Below are 18,516 nucleotides of genomic sequence, written 5' to 3'. Positions count from 1 at the left end.
AAGATGAGTATATCAAGGAGTAAAAAAAAATTAAAGCATTATTATAGTTAAAAAAAATATCTCCCGGAGGAGATATTTAAAAAAGATTTAAAATAAATTTGTCGTAAAGGATAAGACTAAATTCATTCCATTTAATATTGAATTTTCATCTTCATCAAAGTTAAATAAAGAACCTTCTACAAATTCAAAACTTTCATTATCGCTATTTAATAATGTAGCATCTTTGACTAAATATAATCCAATTGGGAAACCAGAAATCTTAATCTTAATACCTGTTCCAGCTGCAAAATACCAATCCCAGTTATTTAATTCAGATAAGCCACTTAAAGTTGAGGATGCTGCTGTTGCACTTATGAAAGTATCCCAAGCTAGTACATTTTTAACAAGCGAATATTCAAGTGACAATTTATTGTCAAATAAGAAGGCTAAGTCATCTACTACATCATGTCCTATAGCTATTGTTGCTCCATCGATGTAAAGCATTTCACTTGAAGTTGCTCCTTCTTTTGCATCATAGAAGCCCCAAACTCCATCATTACTATAATATTGAGGTAGCATAAAGCTTAAAGTATTTGAATAAGATCCTACAATATTTTTAACTTCATCTTCACTCTCCCAAGTTAAAACTGGTGTATAAGCTGCAAAACTAGTTGATGATTTAATGTAATTTGATAAACCACCTAAGAATCCTCCAGCATATGTGAAGTTTTGTGATACATACCAACCTCTCGTTGTATTATTTATTAAGTCTCTACCATCCCAAGCAATACCTAATGTTAGTTTATTCGAGAATTGCCATTTTAGACTATATTGATAAATTAAATATTCATATGGTAGATACTCACTGTTTAGTATAGCTTTATTAATTCCAATGCTAAGACCTGTGCTTACAATTAAAGAACCTGAATCATATCTGAATGTGTAACCAGTATCATAGCCTGCAGCTATCCTATACAAATCATAATCCATTAAATATTGAGAGCTAGGGGTTGCTTCATCAGCAGCTAAATAATCTTGATAACTATTATATCCAAGTGGATAAGCATTGCTATCTAAATCATCGTAAATATGTCCATCGTAAAAATTTTCACTTCCTAGAATTAATACATCGTCAACTAAATAATGTTCAAAACTTAGAGAAAAACCATTTGACCAAGGAACATCTCTAAACCATTCGTCTACAAAATCAAGTGATAACTTTTGAGTAGATGGGGATATGGTGATACTTGTTGATAAATCATTACCTGTTCCTAAGAAGTTTCTATCTGTCAGTGTTGCAAAACCAGAAATTGGAAAATCTGTTGTAGTGCCACCAAAAGTAGCTCCAAATTGTATATCTTTTTGACCACCTTCAGTAATTTCAATTATAATATTACAATTTTCTTCATCTATAGGATCAATTGAATAACCTATCTCTGTTACCAATTGTGTATTTTGTATGTTTCTTAAACTTTGCTCTACTTCGGATTTATTAAAGTACTCTCCTTTCTTGAAAGTTAACTCCCTAGTATAAACAACTTCTTGTGTATTTCCTATTCCTTTAATAATTATATCATTGATTTTAGCTCTTGAGCCTTCAGTAATAACAATATTAAAAGAGATTAAACCATTTTCAGCATCTATAGAATTTTGAGGTGTTATATTTAAATTAATATACCCTTTATCATAATAAAGCTGAGAAATTTTAGTTAGATCTGTTGACCAAAGACCATAATTAAATATATCTCCGGATTTTAATGAAATATAATCACTTAAGAATTCACTTGAGAAGACTGTGTTTCCTGAAAAAGTGAAAGTATCTATTTTCCAAACTTTACCTTCTTCTATGTTGAATATAAGCTTTATATTTTTTTGTGTATCTGTTTCAACTACTACTTCTTGAGTTGGTTCATCTACTTTTGCCTCAACATAACCACGATCTAAATAGAAATTTAATATGCTACTTTTGTCAGATTCCACTGTAGAATCTAAGTAGAATCCACTTCTAAATAAAGATTTTGTTTTTGATCCAATTTGAGCTAATAATATTTTATCATCAAAATTCTCATTACCATTAAATTCAATAGAACTTATAATTACTTGTTTACCCTCTTCTATCTCAAAAGTAAGAGATACTGAGTTATTTTCTACATCTTCGCTAAATTTTGGTGTGACAACAACATCAGCATATCCTTTTTTATAGTAGGCATCTTTAATTTTTTGAGTTGCCTGAGACATCTCATACCCCTCATAAAATGAATTAAGATCTAAGGAACTTTCTTCAAGAAGCATTGAGGTTGTTATCTTATTATTACCATTAAAAGTAACTTTACTTAAGATTTGCTTCTCAAAAAATGTTAAAGTAATTTTGAGTTGAGCAGAGTCTGGATTTACTCTTGTAAATTCAGGGTAAAGATAAGAGAAGAATCCAGTTGCATATAAATCACTTTCCAAATTTTGATAAAGTTCATCAGAATAAACTTTATTCCTATATTTAAACAAAATATCATCAACCTGATTTTTATCAGCATTGACAAGACCTTCTGTTTCAAACTCAGATATTTTAACTCCATCATACCAAGGTTCATCTGCAGCAAAAACACTAGACAAACTGACGATTGAAATTAACATTATTAAACAAACTTTTTTTAGCATGTTATCTCCTAACAGTAATACATTTCAAATATACTAACGAAAATGAATTGTTTTAGTTACACTAAAACCCATAGTATCTAATAAATCTAGAATTGACAACTGTGTAGGATTTGTGAAGAAAGAAAACTTTGCCAAATCTGTATCAATTTCATATGACATTTCTAGCTCTAATGATAAATCATCAGAGAGGAAACTAGAAACATCACTATCACTTGTAGCAAGTAAATTAATCATAATCTGAAACTTAGAATCCTGAGTCAAATATTTACCCATAAAAATTGTCGTGTTATTTAAATATCTAGCTAATGGAGAATATGATGAATATCTAGGGTCTTCTATAAATGTTTCTAAAATTAAATTTTCTACTATATTACTCTTTAAACTGAAAAAGTCCAAATTTAGAGCAGTAGCAATAGTTTTATTTAAAGTCGAAACACCTCCTGTATCTATGTAGCCTAAAGAAGAGAATACAGAAGTGGCAGCTGTAGCTATAGATGCAACTGACCCACTATCAGTTGAAGTACTACTTGAGAAAGATTGACCTAATAAGCTCATTATTTCTTGTTGACTCTTTGAGGGGATACTAGAGAATATTGGATTTAAATTATCTAAAGTATTGTTATTTAAGCTAATTATTATATCAACCGGAGAGCCATCACTGTCTCTTTCTCTTAATTTAGCTTCTAAAGATATGATAGGTTCTAATTTATTTGTCTCAGAGTTTACTCTTAAATAAAGAGATCCATTATCTATGTAGAAATTCTTTTGGAAGTAAAAAATCTCACCTTGTAAAATATCTATTTGTCCATCTGCTGCATAAGCTTTAGTTAAACTATCAAATTTAAATTCAAAATTTTGGTCGGGACTCATAGTAAGGCTTAATATAGGATTGTCTAATTTGGGATAATAGAAACTATTATTTCCAGCTGTCGTTATTTTAAAATCACCATTTACTTCTTGGCGAGGATTAATCCAAGCTGGTAAATCAACACCACTTCTAACAACAGCATCTTTTACTACTAAATCTCCACTTAAATATGAAGTATCGCCATCTGTACTATAGGAAAAGAAATTCTTTGCTTTTGCATCAATTGTTAAGTTCATTCCAATTAAAGGTATATATGCTGGTAAATAATTAGGACATTCTATATCCACACTAAAGGTTTTAAATTGGAAATTAGGCATTAGAATTTCTGTAGTAGCATAAAAATTAGTATATTCATTATTTTCTACATCAAAATATCTCGCTTTAACTCGGTTTGTATATATTTTGTCTTCATTAAAAATAACAGATAAATTTGGTATCTCTATTTCATTATCTTTAGTATATAAAGATTTTATTTTTAAACTATTAACATCTACAAGACCATAGAATTTAGGATCATTAAATAAATCAGTTATCATCAATTTACCTGTTATATTATCACCATATAATTTAATTAATTTGATGTATACTGTTTTCTCTATTAAGGATAAGGGAACATCTAAATTAGTAAAAGCAACATCAACTTGATTATTGCTATAATCAAGTGAAAGATTCCCACCAATTCCATAATCTTTATCTATATTTAAATTTCCTGTTTTTGTACTTAAATCAACTATTCCTGTTATATATTGTGAATCAATTGTCAATTTACTATCATTTATCTTAAAAGATGAGTTTAAATCTTTTATCTCTAAGTTTTCACTTAATTTATCTTCCCATAATTTTTCAAATTCAATTGTATCTTTAAATAATGATACATTTGTTATATCTAAATTACCAATTATATTATTTAATAGAGAATAATCAAAAGTTTTATAATCTTTTAACTTATTATATATTGAATTTGCGGTATTTATATCAATTGTTTTGACGGAAAATTGATCTTTGATAGAATTGATAACTGATTTAAAATTTATATATAAACCTAAATCAAATGAACTTAATTGATTAGTAACAACTGAAGGTTTTAACAATTCTATAGTAGATTTTAAAGCAAGAGTGAAATCTTCTACGTTTAAATTAAAATATCCATTTTCGATGCTATAATTGTCTAATGAAAGATTTAAATTTTTCAGTGAATAATTGCTTTTGTCAATTTGTAAATTTGTTGAAAAATTTAATTTACTACTACTTACCACATCCTCTACTGTAGTTTGAGTTGATGTATTTTGTTCTGGTAAATTAATAAAAGGAATAAAGGAGAATACTCTAGTTAAAAGGGAATTAGATGACAATTGATTAGAAATCAAAGGGGTTGAAATAATGTTTTTGACAGTAGATTCATTCAAACTTCCTGTCTCATAAATTGCAATGTCTCCATCTATTTGATTTTTAGAGGTAAAATCTGTACTTCCAATTATTCTTGTATCAAGGAGGGTTTCATTTCTATTTTTAAATAATCTAGATATATTAAAATTCTTAATCTCTAAGAAAATATTAGATATGTCTGAGTTGTTAAATAAAGAAGCTTCAATCCGTTGATCTATATTATCTCCAAAGGTAAAATTCAAAGTATATTTATCACTTAATTTATTCTCAAAAAGTTGTTTATATTTTGGTCCTGTGTAATAAAGAGTTCCACTGAACTTTGTATTATAATTATTATTGTAATAATCAAGTTTATCCAAATTTATAAGATTTTGAGTAATTTCGCCATTTAAGACAATATCATAAAGCTTATTGTTATATCCAAAATCAAAATCATCTATGTTGAAAGCCCAAAAATCATTATTTTTATATGTAAGTTTGAAATCACCATCAAAACTTGAGTTATCTAAATCTATTAATTTAAAATTATCCAAGTTAAAATATGCATTTATCGTATCTTTGATATCTATATTTAAATTCAATCCTTTTGAACTTATGACGTTGAATAAGAGATTTTTAACATCAACGTCTATATCAAAATCTATTACATCTGATTTGAGATATAATAGACTATTAACCTTAAATTTAGATTCTTCTAAATTAATAAATGAACCTTGTAAACTAAAATTAGGGAAAAATTTAGTAGTCAAATTAAAATCGGTCGTATTTAAAGAGGCAGATGAAAGTTTAATATTAACTAAATTTTCTCCTTTTTTGATGTCTTCTAAATTTAATGAACCTGAAATCGATTTTGTATCTGTTATATATTTGCCAGTAAAATATGCCCTATAATCAAATAGAGAAAGTGATAAATTTTTAATATCTAGAAAACTATCACTAATTGCAGAACTAAAGTTAAAACCTAAATTATAATTTGAATCTAAAAAAGAAGCATTTTTAATTAATAAAGTTGAACTAACATTACCCTTTAAATAATTACTCGCTTTATCAACAATAGTTCCATCAAGTGAAACAGAGCCTGTTAAAGAAGTCTCTTGAGTCAAATAATTCCCTAAGGAGGGAACTACTTGCAAAAGATAAGGGGTAGCTTCATCTAGATTATAATTATTAAATAATATCGAAGCTTTAATTTCATTATTTGCTAAAGTTTCATTAAATTTACCTACAGCTTTTACAGATAGATTATCGCCATATGATAAAACCGTCTCAACAGATTCAACATTATCTTTAGAGAGAGTAAGTGGCCCTTGTAAATTGATATCAAAATTAATAGCTTCTTTAAAATCATCAAAATATAAACTATCACCTATTAAAGAACCACTCAAGTTTTCAAAATTATCTTGAAGTTCTACAGTACTAATTAGATTTGTTTCAATTTGGTGTTCTCTATTAGATAAAACTAAATCAGTTTTAAGATTAATTGTTAAAAGCGAATATGTACTTTTTAAAGATTCTAAGTTTATTTTTGAAAAATCAAATTTACCATCATTAAAAAGTGTTGTTAAGTCATTTTCCCCATTTATTTCTGTAGTTAAATTTCTTAAATTCACCTTTAAAGAATCTTTATTATAATTTAATGATTTAAACATAAAATTAACATGGTTGGGAGTGTTATTTTCAGAGGATAATGTAAACTCACTATTATATATATTAAAATCATTGTTATTTATAGAAAAATAAAATAATCCATCATTTTCTACTAATAAAGATAAGTTTCCATCTACTAGCGAAAATCCTAAATCGGCTTTTTTAAAGCTTACTCGATTATTGTTTATATCTAATACAGCGTCCTCTGGACTCAAATAAAAAGATATATCATCAAAATTTGTATAAATGTTAGAACTTAAAGTAGAGGCTCTAAAAGATGAATCTTTATTTCTATAGTCTAAAGTTTCAAAAATAGCAGAGACTTTACCTATTTCTTGTAAATTATATTCAGCTTTAACATTTTTGACTTGGATTAAATTATCATTATAATCTAAAATCGAATTCAAAAAGCTAAAAGAAAGTTGTCCTTCTTCATAAGATATAATTGAATAATCCCCATTATAAAAAAGAGCTCCACCATCAAAATTAATATTACTTAGTCTAAAATCAAAGTCTTTTAGAATACCATCTCTCTCTAGATAAAAATTTAAATTGTTTATTTCAGAGGAGAAAGAAATATCATCGTTTACATAATTAATTTTACCTTCATTTATCTTTAGTATATAAGAATTCTTGACAATATTCCCTTTTAGTATGGGAGAAAGATCTATATATTGTTGTGTAATAATTTCATTTATTAACGCTTTTATATCCAATGATTGTTTAGAGTCTATATCATCACTTTTTTCTAATTTAGATTGTATTGCAATAGTATTTTCTTTAACTTTAATGTTTGATAAAGCATAAGTTAAGTCAGATAGATCCTCATTCAAATCTATTGTAATATTTTTAGCATTAATTTTAAAATTTAAGGGTTTATCAAAAAATATATATCCAATATAACTGAAAAGACTTTGATTAATTGTTAAAGAAGAGAGACTGATTATTGGTTTATCATCTTTAGTTAAACTTATTTTCTCAATATTTTGACGTGCTAAAAATGATTCATTAATATTTTCAACTTTTATATTATAACCACTAGGCATTTCAAGATTAGAGATTAAGGCAGAACTTAATGCTTGCACTGGAGTCTTAGCTTGAAATTTAAAAATACCCACAGATGAAAGTATAAGTAAAATTGAAATTATCACAGTGATTGTTAAAATTGATTTTTTAGTACTATGGTATTTCAAGACCTTCCTCCAAAACTTTATTTGCATTATAATACGAAAAAATAAATTATTCATTATAAAATTAAATTCTTATAAAAGATATAAAGGGAAAATTTAAAAAATGACAAACATTTTAGAAAACTTTGTTGTAATAGAAGGCCTTGATGGAGCTGGAACAACAACTCAATTAAAACAAACCGTATCACAGTTAATTAAAAAAGGGTATAGAGTTCACTCGACCTTCGAACCAACAGATAGACCTATTGGAAAACTTGTTAGAGATGTTTTAGCAAAACGCTTTATAACTACCCCTTTAACATTAGCAAAATTATATGCAACTGATAGAGAAGACCATTTATATAATAATGAAGATGGAGTTATTCATCACCTAAATAAAGGTGAGATTGTTATAAGTGATAGATATTTTTACTCTTCCTTAGCTTACCAAAGTGTAGAATGTGATTATGAAGATGTTAAAAGTTTAAATAATTATCCTCATCCACAAGTTTTAATCTTTATCGATACTCCTGTTAATGTTTGTCTTGATAGAATTAACTCAAGAGGAAATAAAAAAGATATTTTTGAACATGATGAATTTTTAATTAATGTTTCTAATAACTATTCAAAAATTTTAGAAGAGTTGCCTAAAGAAGTGAATCTTATAAAAATAGATGGGACTTTAAGTGTTGATGAAATTAGTAAGATTATTGTTGATAGCTTATCTAATTTATTAAAATAAAAAAAAATAATTGAATAAATGACACCCAAATAAAAAATGATTTTATTTGGGTGTTTTAATTATTTGATAAACATTGCATCACCATAGCTAAAAAATCTATATTTTAAATCTATAGCATGTTGATACGCCTTAAATATATTTTCTTTAGATGCAAAGGCTGAAACTAAAACCAAAAGTGTACTCTCTGGAGTATGAAAATTAGTTAATAATTGATCTACTATTTTAAATTTATATCCTGGCTTTATAAAAAGATTTGTCCTCCCTAAACCACTTTTTAATAGACCATTTTCATCGACAGCACTTTCTAAGGTTCTAACACTAGTTGTTCCAGTTGCTACTATCTTTTGATTATTTTTTTTAGCATCATTAATAATTTTGGCAACTTCAGCAGTTATACTATACCTTTCATAATGCATATCGTGATCATCTAAATTTTCACTTCTAACAGGCATAAAAGTCCCCATTCCCACATGCAAGGTAATTTCAACTACTTTAACACCTTTATCCTTAATTTTTTGTAAAATTTCAGGAGTAAAATGCAACCCAGCAGTAGGGGCCGCTACACTACCTTCATTTTTTGCATAAACTGTCTGATACCTCGTCTCATCACTAAAGCTATCTTCTCTTTTTATATATGGAGGTAAAGGGACATGTCCAAATTCATGAAACCATTCTTCTGTAATTTCTTTATTAAATTTAACAATTTTAGTGCTATCTTCTAGACTATCTACAATGGTTGCCTCAACTCCACCTTCAAAAGTATATTTCTTACCAACTTTTTGTTTTTTACTTTTAGTTACCATACAATTCCAGCTGTAGTCTTCTTTTTCTTCTAAAAATAAGAATTCTACTCTGCCACCTGTTTCACTTGTAGCAAAAACTCTAGCTTTCCTAACTTTTGAATTATTTACAACCAAAATTGAATCTTTATCTAATTCATCAACAAAATTTTCTATAGTTTTGTCGAAAAACTTTCCAGTATCTTTCTCTAATACTAATAGCTTATCTATTCCTCTTTTTTCACTTGGAACCTGCGCAATTAATTCTTGTGGTAAATCAAAACTAAAGTCTGATGTTTTTAAACCACTATGTATTTTATCAATCATTTATTTCCTCAATACTTATTATAAAATAGATGTATCTAAATCTTTAATTTTAGATGGCGGGGTTAAATTTAATAACTCATATGCTTTAGTGGTTACACATCTACCCCTTGGGGTCCTAATTAAAAAACCTTTTTGAATTAAATATGGCTCATAAAAATCTTCTAAAGATTCTATTGCTTCCCCTACACTTATTGACAAAGTGCTAGCACCTACCGGTCCACCACCATAAAACTCTATTATTGTTTTTAAAATATTTCTATCTTGATCTTCTAATCCAATTGGATCTATACCTAAACGCTGTAAACCTTGATCAACAACTTCATTAGTAATCACGCCATTTCCTAAAACAGCTGCAAAATCTCTAAGTCTCTTTAACAACCTATTTGCAATTCTTGGAGTACCTCTACTACATCTTGCAAGTCTAAGAAGAGCCTCATCTTCTATTTTACAATCAATTAAAGAACTACTTCTTTTTATTATTTTACTCAGTTCAACTTCATCATAAAAATTTAAATGACAAGTTATTCCGAATCTTGAATGAAGTGGAGAAGAAACTTGCCCAGCTTTAGTTGTTGCTCCAATTAAAGTAAATTTTGGTAAAGGAATACGCATTGTTCTAGCAGCTGGCCCTTGGCCTATAACCCAATCTATTTCAAAATCTTCCATTGCAATATATAGCATTTCTTCTAAAGCAGGTTTTAATCTATGTATTTCATCTATAAAAAAAATAGAGCCTTCACTAACATTTGTTAAAATTCCGGCAAGATCTTTAGGTTTTTCAAGGGCTGGTGCACTTGTCATCCTAATCTCTTTACCCATCTCATTTGAAATTATACTAGCTAAAGTAGTTTTACCAAGACCTGGAGGCCCTATTAAAAAAGTATGGTCTAAGGCTTCATTTCTTTCTTTAGCAGCTTGAATGAAAATTGAAAGATTTTCTTTTAATTGTTTTTGACCTTGGAAATCTTTTAACTTTTTGGGTCGTAGAATATTCTCTTGTATCTCATCTTCATTTTGGAAGGTTGTTGAAACAAGGGAATTTTCTCTTAGCAAATCTATATTTTCTACATTTTCTACAAAATCGCTCATAATTTCCTCTAGCTTAAATTAGGTATAGCCAACCTAAATAAATATGATTCAACTTCATGAAATGATAAATCTTTTAATTTATCTTTGTGTAAATCATATAATCTATAAATTTCTTTCTCAGCCTTGTTTCTATCATATCCCATATCAACTAATGCAACAATAAGTTCTTTAAATTGGTTTTTATCATCTGTTTGCTTCAATTCAACTGAATCAAGGTTATCAACAACTAATTGTCCTCTGAGAGCTAATACTAATTTCGAAGCTGTTTTTTTTCCAATTCCAGGTAGTTTAGAAAGAGATGATACATCACTGTTATCTAACATGATAACAAAATCTTTAAAACTTACCCCGCTCATGATCTTTAGAGCACCTTTAGCTCCTATTCCAGAAACGTTTTGTAGTTGTAAGAAAAACTCTCTCTCAAGTTCATCAGTAAAACCAAACAAAGTCATTGAATCTTCTCGATGCTGTAAGTAAGTGACAAGACGAACATCTTTTTTGTCTATTAATGAACTAAGTTTTGAAGCAGTTGAACTTGAAACTAATAAATCAAATTCTATATTCCCACTTTTAATTATAACATTTGTAGAAGTTATGCTTGTAATTTCACCATGAATTGCATTAATCATTTTAAAATCCTATTAATCGAACTCTCATAAGTGGCTAAACAAAGTGCTGCAGCGAGAGCATCTGCTGCATGATCTGGTTTTGGTCTGTCAACTAATCCTAAATGTAGTCTAACCATTTCCTGAACTTGTTTTTTATCTGCATTTCCATAACCTGTAATTATAGATTTTATCTGTAAAGGTGAATATATTTTAACATCAAGATTTAATTGTGACAATTTGTGTATTGCAGATCCTATAACTTTAGCAACTGAAATTGCAGAAGCAGAGTTCTTAGTAAAAAATATATCTTCTATTGAACATATATCTACATTATACTTAAGAGCAACTTTTCCAAGCTGTTCGGCAATTTCAAAAATTCTTTTCTCATTAGATAAGTCTTTTGAGGTTTTAATCGTACCAAAAGAAACAGGCCGGGATTTGTGTCCTATTGAATCAATAATACCCCAGCCTGTGTTAGCTAATCCCGGATCAATACCAAGAATACGCATATAGTTTAGTCTTCAAAGTCATCTGGAAGTTCAAGGTTTGTTGAAACTTGTTGAACATCTTCCAAATCTTCTAATTTTTCAACGATTTTTAAAACTTTTTTAGCTTTTTCAGCTTCTAAAGTAATCATTTGATCTGCAACTTTTTCAACTCCAGCAGATTCTTGTTCAAAACCAGCTGATTGGAGAGCTTCTAAAACATTTGCAAAATCAGAAGGAGAAGTGGTAACTTCAATTAAACCTTCACTATTTTCAACATCATCTGCCCCATTTTCTAAAGCAATTTCAAAAATTTCATCTTCACTATACTTTTCTGCGTTATACGTAATAACACCTTTAGTTTGGAACATATAAGAAACACAACCTGTTGTACCAAGAGAACCACCTAGTTTTGTTAATGTAGATCTTACATCAGCAGCAGTTCTGTTTTTATTATCAGTTAATGTGTCAACGATAATAGCGATTCCACCTGGTGCATAACCTTCATAAGTTAATTCGTAATAGGTTGAAGTATCTGTATCTCCACTACCTTTTTTTATAGCTCTTTCGATATTATCTTTAGGCATGTTTTCTGCCTTAGCTTTAAGTATAGCAGTTCTGAGTGTTGCATTAGTATCGGGATCAGGGCCACCCATTTTAGCTGCGACTGTTATTTCTTTTATTAATTTTGTGAATTTTTGACCACGTTTAGCGTCCGCTAAACCTTTTTTGTGCTTAATTGTAGCCCATTTACTATGCCCTGACATATTTACCTCTTTAAATATTTAAAATTTTTCTTGAAATGGATTTAGTCAAATCCCCATAAAAATTATCACAAAGGATAATAAATTTCAAGCATACATTTATATTTACTATTTTGTTTATTATAACACCTAAATTAATGGGAAATATATAATTTAAACTGTGTTTTTTTACATTTATTTAATAAATTTATGAAAGTAATATGGTAATGACCGTTCTTATAAAAAAATTCAAAAGTCCACGGTATTTTTATAATCTGTAACATAAGGCAATTATGAAGCAGATGACGAGTCTTTTTCATGTCTAGATATAAAAGTTTCATATGCTAAAATCGTCCCATCGACTTCAGCTTGTTTTGCTTCACTTCTATCAATCCCAAGACCATCATATTTATATAAACTTTCTAATTCACATTTAAGTTCGCTAAATTTAAACCCAGGTTTTTCATATCTCACCTGGATTGTTTTTAACATTGCTTTATAAGTATCATCTAATATTTTTTCGTATATATCTATCATAGATCATACTATAAAATCATCTACTTAGAAGGTCAATAAAAGTTAGAATTCTTTTCTATTTATATTTGACTACATTTTTTTAAAACTATTGATTCTTTACACTTATTTTAAAAAAAATATTTATAAGTTATATGTGTAATATAATTTTGAAATATTTGATAATAAAATGTTAGAATTTTAGTAAAAGGTAAAAAAGATTATTCCTCTAATAAATAATAGATTAATTATTAATTATTTTATCAAGTGCCAATGATACATCTAATATTATTGTATCTAAGAGCAAAAAACCATTTTCACTTAAACATAAACTATCCTCATTTACAATATAGAAATCTTTGTTTATCTTTGAAAAAACTGAAATCAATAAATCTTTATTAATATTAAACTGTTTATCCATAAAAGCAAAATTAAGACCTCTTTTGTTTCTTAATGATACAATAAGATATTCTTCTAAAAATTCACTTTTGCTTAGATTTTCAACTTCTAAATCTGAATAAGGTGGAGTTGAAATATATTTATCCTTATTAGAGCTATTTGTTATTCTAATTAATGAATTATCATCATAAATTGTAGAGGCTGCACTACAACCTAAAGAGAAATAAGGAGATAGAGTCCAATATCTTAAATTATGCAAACATCGGTTATTATCCTTGGTAAAATTTGATACTTCATAATGAGTAAATCCTAATCTTAATAAATAATCCCAAATATTCTCTAATAGGTCTTTTTCAAATAAGTCACTATTATGTTTTATCTTCTTATCTTTTACCAATGAATAGAGATAAGTTCCCTCTTCTACTGTTAAACAATAAAGAGAAAGATGTTTTAAATTACAATTATTTACTAATATGTCTATATCTTCTATACAAGATGAAAGAGCTTGAGTTGGAAGAGCTACCATAAGATCAAAGGAATATTTGATTTGTACATCTAACTTATTAAATTCAGCTTTACTAATAATTTGATTTTTCACAAAATAATTTGTTGAAGAGTCAATTTTTAAACTATCAAGTTTTTTACAAAACTCTACAGCTTTTAAATTATCTTTAAATCGAGCTTTCCTTCCTAATATTTTTAATATATTATCATTAAAAGATTGAATTCCAACTGATAATCTTGTAGCTAAGCCATCTTCAAACAAGGATAAATGCTCTTGTGTTAATGATTCAGGATTTATTTCAAAGGTAGTTTCTTTTGAAGGCCCTATATTTATTAGCAGATTTCTAAGTTGTTCAACAGTTAAAATACCTGGATTTCCACCTCCAATAAATACTGTTTCAAAAGGTTTAGTATATTTAGCTTTTAATAGATCCAATTCTTGATTTAGTTTGTCTAAATACAAAGAAACATCTTCTCTATTCCAACACGCTTTAGCTTCACTGTAGAAGGCACAGTAATAACATTTTGTTAAACAAAAAGGTATGTGGATATATAGAGAAAGGGATTTTTGATTTTTTAACAGTTCTAAGTATTTAAAATTGGTCATTTATTCCCTAAATATTGTATTCTATACAAAGGCCAGAACCTAAAGAAAACTCGACCAATAATTTTATCTTGAGAAACTGGACCAAAATATCTTCCATCATGAGAATTATCTCTATTATCTCCTAAAGGTAAAACATTATTGGTTGGAACTGTTATCCCATTTGCATAACTATAATAATTACTTCGAGCTGTAAAATCACTAGGATCAATCTTTCTCTCAACATTATATGAAGTCTTCATAAACTCATACATGTCCTTTGGATAATTATTATCTGTTAATTTTTGATAATTTGTTATGTAATAGGATGGAATATATGCAGAATCATTTAAACCTTTATTGCGATAGGCAATTAAGGCAGCCCAAGATTTTAATGAGGGATAATAAGAACTATCTAACAATCTATTTGGTCCATCACTTAAATTGTTATCTTCTCTAAACTCCATTTCATCTACAAATTCATTAGTACCTGAAACTCTTATTTTCACATCACCATTTTCAAACTTTACAGTATCATTTGGCATAGCAGCTGCTCTTTTTACATATAGTCTCTCTGCTGGTGTACCATCTTCATTTTTATCGATATTTACTAAGGAAAAAGTCGCAGAAAACAACATTTGAGCGGCTATATCAAAAAGTGGGCCTTTTGATACATATTCAGGATTATAGAAGGTAATGATGTTATCTCGTGTTACAACTCTATTCTTAGATCCTAATTTAGGGCCACCTGGCCAAACTTCTAGCCCATAAACATTTTTATTTACAAAAACCCTATCTTTAACCAACATGGTTTTCTCCATAGAAGGAGTTGGAATGACAAATAATTGGAAGATATATTGGTTAATTATTAAAATTACTACTACGGCGAATACTAGCGCATCTATCCAGCCTTTTACTTCGCCCCAAAAAGTTCTTTTTACAGGATGTTGTGCATTATATAATTTAATAGCTTTACGCTTTGTTAAATACTTTATAGTAAATTTTTCAACTTTTTCAATTAATAAACTCATGATATCAACAATACAATAAACTAAAAGAGTTGACAAGGATTAAAGGTATAAGTAATTTGTTAGATATGAAAGAAATTAAAGATTTGCCAAAGATTGATGATGTTGTTTTACCTAAATTCGGTTCAGTTAGACCTGGTGTATATATTTTAACCCTAATGATTCTAGTAGTTTTATTAGTTGTTTTTTTAATAGGTTTTTTACCTGGAATTTTAAACGGTGGTAAATTCGTCAATTTTACAAGTGATATTGATAATGTTGGCGTGTATGTAGATGAGCAATATGTAAGTGGGACACCTGCTCAAAGCTTTATTAAAAGTGGGGAGCATGAAGTAATTTATAAAAAAGCCTCACAAATAATTGCTAAAGATACTATTAAAGTGTCCCATCCTGTATTCTTAACTTATATCTTTCATCGTTACCAAGATGTTAAATTAGATTTAAATGAAATAAATGATGAAAAGATTGATAAAATTATAAACTTCGATATTCAATTAATCATTGATCAAAGCCCTATAGTTGAATTTAATTCTGTAACAAATTATATTCCATATTTTTCTCAATATGCTAAAGATGCCTTAGTCTTTAATCTCAGTGAAAATGATATTAAAGAGGATTTAAATTTAGCAAGTAGTTTTATAAGCAGTAAAGAAATGCTTGATGATGCTATTAGTGCTTATGATTATTTAGATATTGAATATGGCCCTTCTTTATTAAAAGCTAAAGAAGTTTTTGAAGAAGAATCTCAAACAATTGGTCTCTCTTTCAAAGATGTTAAAGTTACAACAACACCTGCATCACTACAAGTTAATGATGAGGCTGTTATCAATACTTTAAAGGTTGACCCTGTAGAATTTGTAATGGGAGATACAACTTATAGTTCATATCCAAGTATTAATGAAGCTGGAATTTTAGTAAATTTAGACTCTAGTGTATATATCTCTAAAACACCTATCACAAATTATCTATATTCCCTATTTGTTATAGAAAATCCAACTTGGGCTAAAAGTAATAAAGCTTTGTTAATAGAAAAAGGGTTAGTTGATGATAATTATTTAGAAGGTATTACCTTATCTTCTTCTTACCCTTCCCTTGAGCCAATTAGAAATATAAGTTATTATGCAGCTCAGGCTTTTTGTTCTTGGTTAAGCGAAAAAACTAATGAAAATATATACATTCCAAGTGAAGAAGAATGGACTCTAGCAGCTTTATCTTCTACTAACTATTTAGAAAATTCATACAGTTCTTCTCTAATCTCAACAAGAAGCTATGACAATCAATTTGACTTGATGCTTGGAGGAGTTTGGGAATTCACATCAACTCCTTACTTTTCCTTAAGTAGAGTCGTTGAAGAGAGAGACTTTCTTTTAGATGAAATCAAAACTAACTTTGATAGCGATATAGTTGTAAAGGGTGGCTCTTTGTTAAATACTTCTGCTACAATAAATAGCGTTGGTGCAATTGATAAGGCTGCATGTTTTGAATACATGGGCTTTAGAATTGCGTATAAAAAATAATAAAATGGGATTAACTTATGAAAGACAAATCTAGTAATTATAAATTATTGAATAAAAATAAAAAAGCTTTTTTTAATTATGAAATGATAGAAACACTTGAGTGTGGTATGAGCTTAGAAGGCACTGAAGTAAAAAGTATGAGAGAAGGTCGGTTTTCTTTTACTGATAGTTATGTAACTATAGAAAATGGTCAGTTACTACTACTTCAATTTACAATTCAACCTTATAAACAAGGCTCTATTTATAACCATGACCCAGGTAGAAAAAGGACTCTTTTAGCCCATAAAAATGAAATAAAAAGGCTAAAACGAAAAGTAGATGAAAAAGGTTTCACTTTAGTGCCTACAAAAGTATATCTCAAAAATAATATTATTAAAATGGAAGTTGGCTTAGCACGTGGTAAAGCTCTTCACGATAAGAAAAATACTATTAAAGAAAGAGATCTTAAAAAAGACGCTCAAAGAGAATTGAAAAGATTGAAATATTAATTTAAATAAAATCCCATTATTTTCTAATTTAATATTAGTTAAAGTGGGATTTTTTTTATATTTTAAAAACTATGAAAATTGGTCTACTATTAATTATTTAGGAGACAATAAAAATTATAGCGTTGAAGAGAAAATTACTTAAAATAATATCTCCTCAACTCAAAAAAACATCAAGTTGGTAATATAAAGAAATTACCAAGTATTTTATATAAATTTCTTTCATCAAAAAAACTAATTTGAAGCTTTTCCTTGATTTTTAGTACTATTAATTTTCTCCTTAATTAATTTTTCATCTCCAAGATATTTTTTATCTTTAACAGAAAAATCATCATTTAGAGAATAAACTAAAGGAACACCTGTTGGAATATTTTCATTAACAATTTCTTCTTTGCTCATATTTTCTAAGTACATCACCAGAGCTCTGAGGGAATTGCCGTGAGCAGTAATTAATATATCTTTTCCTTCAATCAATTTTGGTTTAATCTCAGTTTCAAAATAAGGAATAACACGTTTAATTGTATCTTCAAGACTTTCACCTAAAGGCAATTCATTTTTATCAACGTCTCTATACATCTCACTAAATACAGGGTTTCTATCATCTTTTTCAGTTAATAAAGGAGGTTTAACATCATATGATCTTCTCCAAATTAAAACTTGATCCTCGCCAACTTCTTTAGCAGTTTCCACCTTATTTCTACCTTGTAGTGCTCCATAATGTCTTTCATTTAATTTCCAAGATTTAAATACTGGCAACCACAATCTATCCATCTCTTGTAAAGCAAAATGGAGTGTGTTTATAGCTCTTTTTAAATATGAAGTATAACAAATATCAAAATTAAAATTATTTTCTTTTAGTAAATATCCAGCTTGTTTAGCCTCTTCAATTCCTTTTTCTGATAAATCTATATCAGTCCATCCTGTAAAAAGGTTTTCTTGATTCCATAAGCTTTGTCCATGTCTTAATAAAACTAATTTATTTCTCATAATTTTCATCTCCTATAATACCT

14 protein-coding genes are annotated in these 18,516 nt (G+C 28.1%); 3 read left to right on the top strand and 11 right to left on the bottom strand.

The window, feature by feature from the left end; genetic code table 11:
• Positions 1 to 87 precede the first annotated feature (87 nt).
• Together bamA and ACZ5SO_RS04020 are read right to left on the bottom strand one after the other, a co-directional pair.
• Positions 88 to 2,634, bottom strand: coding sequence for an outer membrane protein assembly factor BamA (bamA, locus tag ACZ5SO_RS04025; RefSeq protein ID WP_464626965.1), 2,547 nt, complete (start codon positions 2,632 to 2,634; stop codon positions 88 to 90).
• A gap of 33 nt (positions 2,635 to 2,667) precedes the next feature.
• Positions 2,668 to 7,728 carry a translocation/assembly module TamB domain-containing protein gene (locus ACZ5SO_RS04020; protein WP_464626964.1) on the bottom strand — a complete coding sequence of 1,687 codons (5,061 nt, stop codon included), beginning with the start codon at positions 7,726 to 7,728 and terminating at the stop codon, positions 2,668 to 2,670.
• A 100-nt stretch (positions 7,729 to 7,828) separates the two neighbouring features.
• Here ACZ5SO_RS04020 and tmk point away from each other — a divergent pair, with 100 nt between their 5' ends.
• Positions 7,829 to 8,446, top strand: coding sequence for a dTMP kinase (gene tmk / locus ACZ5SO_RS04015; RefSeq protein WP_464626962.1), 618 nt, complete (start codon positions 7,829 to 7,831; stop codon positions 8,444 to 8,446).
• A 59-nt stretch (positions 8,447 to 8,505) separates the two neighbouring features.
• Here tmk and queA read toward each other — a convergent pair whose 3' ends face one another.
• The 8 genes from queA to lepB all read right to left on the bottom strand — a co-directional run bounded on the left by queA (position 8,506) and on the right by lepB (position 15,507).
• Complete coding sequence (queA, locus tag ACZ5SO_RS04010; RefSeq protein WP_464626961.1) at positions 8,506 to 9,552, bottom strand: tRNA preQ1(34) S-adenosylmethionine ribosyltransferase-isomerase QueA; 1,047 nt, start codon at positions 9,550 to 9,552, stop codon at positions 8,506 to 8,508.
• 18 nt (positions 9,553 to 9,570) lie between these two features.
• Complete coding sequence (gene ruvB / locus ACZ5SO_RS04005; protein WP_464626959.1) at positions 9,571 to 10,641, bottom strand: Holliday junction branch migration DNA helicase RuvB; 1,071 nt, start codon at positions 10,639 to 10,641, stop codon at positions 9,571 to 9,573.
• An 8-nt stretch (positions 10,642 to 10,649) separates the two neighbouring features.
• Positions 10,650 to 11,270 carry a Holliday junction branch migration protein RuvA gene (gene ruvA, locus ACZ5SO_RS04000; protein WP_464626958.1) on the bottom strand — a complete coding sequence of 207 codons (621 nt, stop codon included), beginning with the start codon at positions 11,268 to 11,270 and terminating at the stop codon, positions 10,650 to 10,652.
• Positions 11,267 to 11,758: a crossover junction endodeoxyribonuclease RuvC gene (gene ruvC / locus ACZ5SO_RS03995; protein WP_464626956.1), complete on the bottom strand. Its 492-nt coding sequence runs from the start codon at positions 11,756 to 11,758 to the stop codon at positions 11,267 to 11,269. Before ruvC ends, ruvA begins: the two co-directional genes overlap by 4 nt.
• Before the next feature lie 5 nt (positions 11,759 to 11,763).
• Positions 11,764 to 12,501, bottom strand: coding sequence for a YebC/PmpR family DNA-binding transcriptional regulator (locus tag ACZ5SO_RS03990; protein ID WP_464626955.1), 738 nt, complete (start codon positions 12,499 to 12,501; stop codon positions 11,764 to 11,766).
• A 267-nt stretch (positions 12,502 to 12,768) separates the two neighbouring features.
• Positions 12,769 to 13,014, bottom strand: a complete 246-nt coding sequence (locus ACZ5SO_RS03985) for a hypothetical protein (RefSeq protein WP_464626954.1) — start codon at positions 13,012 to 13,014, stop codon at positions 12,769 to 12,771.
• Between the two features lie 220 nt (positions 13,015 to 13,234).
• The gene (locus tag ACZ5SO_RS03980) at positions 13,235 to 14,500 is read right to left on the bottom strand and encodes a coproporphyrinogen-III oxidase family protein (RefSeq protein ID WP_464626952.1); all 1,266 of its coding nucleotides are present in this window, start codon (positions 14,498 to 14,500) and stop codon (positions 13,235 to 13,237) included.
• Entirely contained in the window at positions 14,497 to 15,507 is a 1,011-nt protein-coding gene (gene lepB / locus ACZ5SO_RS03975; RefSeq protein WP_464626951.1) for a signal peptidase I, read from the bottom strand. The genes ACZ5SO_RS03980 and lepB overlap by 4 nt, the downstream gene beginning before the upstream one ends.
• A gap of 65 nt (positions 15,508 to 15,572) precedes the next feature.
• On the opposite strand from lepB, the gene ACZ5SO_RS03970 reads away from it, so the two are divergent.
• Together ACZ5SO_RS03970 and smpB are read left to right on the top strand one after the other, a co-directional pair.
• Positions 15,573 to 17,021, top strand: coding sequence for a formylglycine-generating enzyme family protein (locus ACZ5SO_RS03970; protein ID WP_464626949.1), 1,449 nt, complete (start codon positions 15,573 to 15,575; stop codon positions 17,019 to 17,021).
• Between the two features lie 17 nt (positions 17,022 to 17,038).
• Complete coding sequence (smpB, locus tag ACZ5SO_RS03965; protein ID WP_464626947.1) at positions 17,039 to 17,509, top strand: SsrA-binding protein SmpB; 471 nt, start codon at positions 17,039 to 17,041, stop codon at positions 17,507 to 17,509.
• Between the two features lie 231 nt (positions 17,510 to 17,740).
• Here the strand turns inward: smpB and gpmA are convergent, their stop codons facing one another.
• Complete coding sequence (gene gpmA, locus ACZ5SO_RS03960; RefSeq protein WP_464626945.1) at positions 17,741 to 18,493, bottom strand: 2,3-diphosphoglycerate-dependent phosphoglycerate mutase; 753 nt, start codon at positions 18,491 to 18,493, stop codon at positions 17,741 to 17,743.
• Between the last annotated feature and the right edge of the window lie 23 nt (positions 18,494 to 18,516).

Source organism: Pleomorphochaeta naphthae (assembly GCF_055396005.1).
Note: the sequence above shows the minus strand (reverse complement) of the source record. Positions and strands in the feature narration are given on the sequence as shown.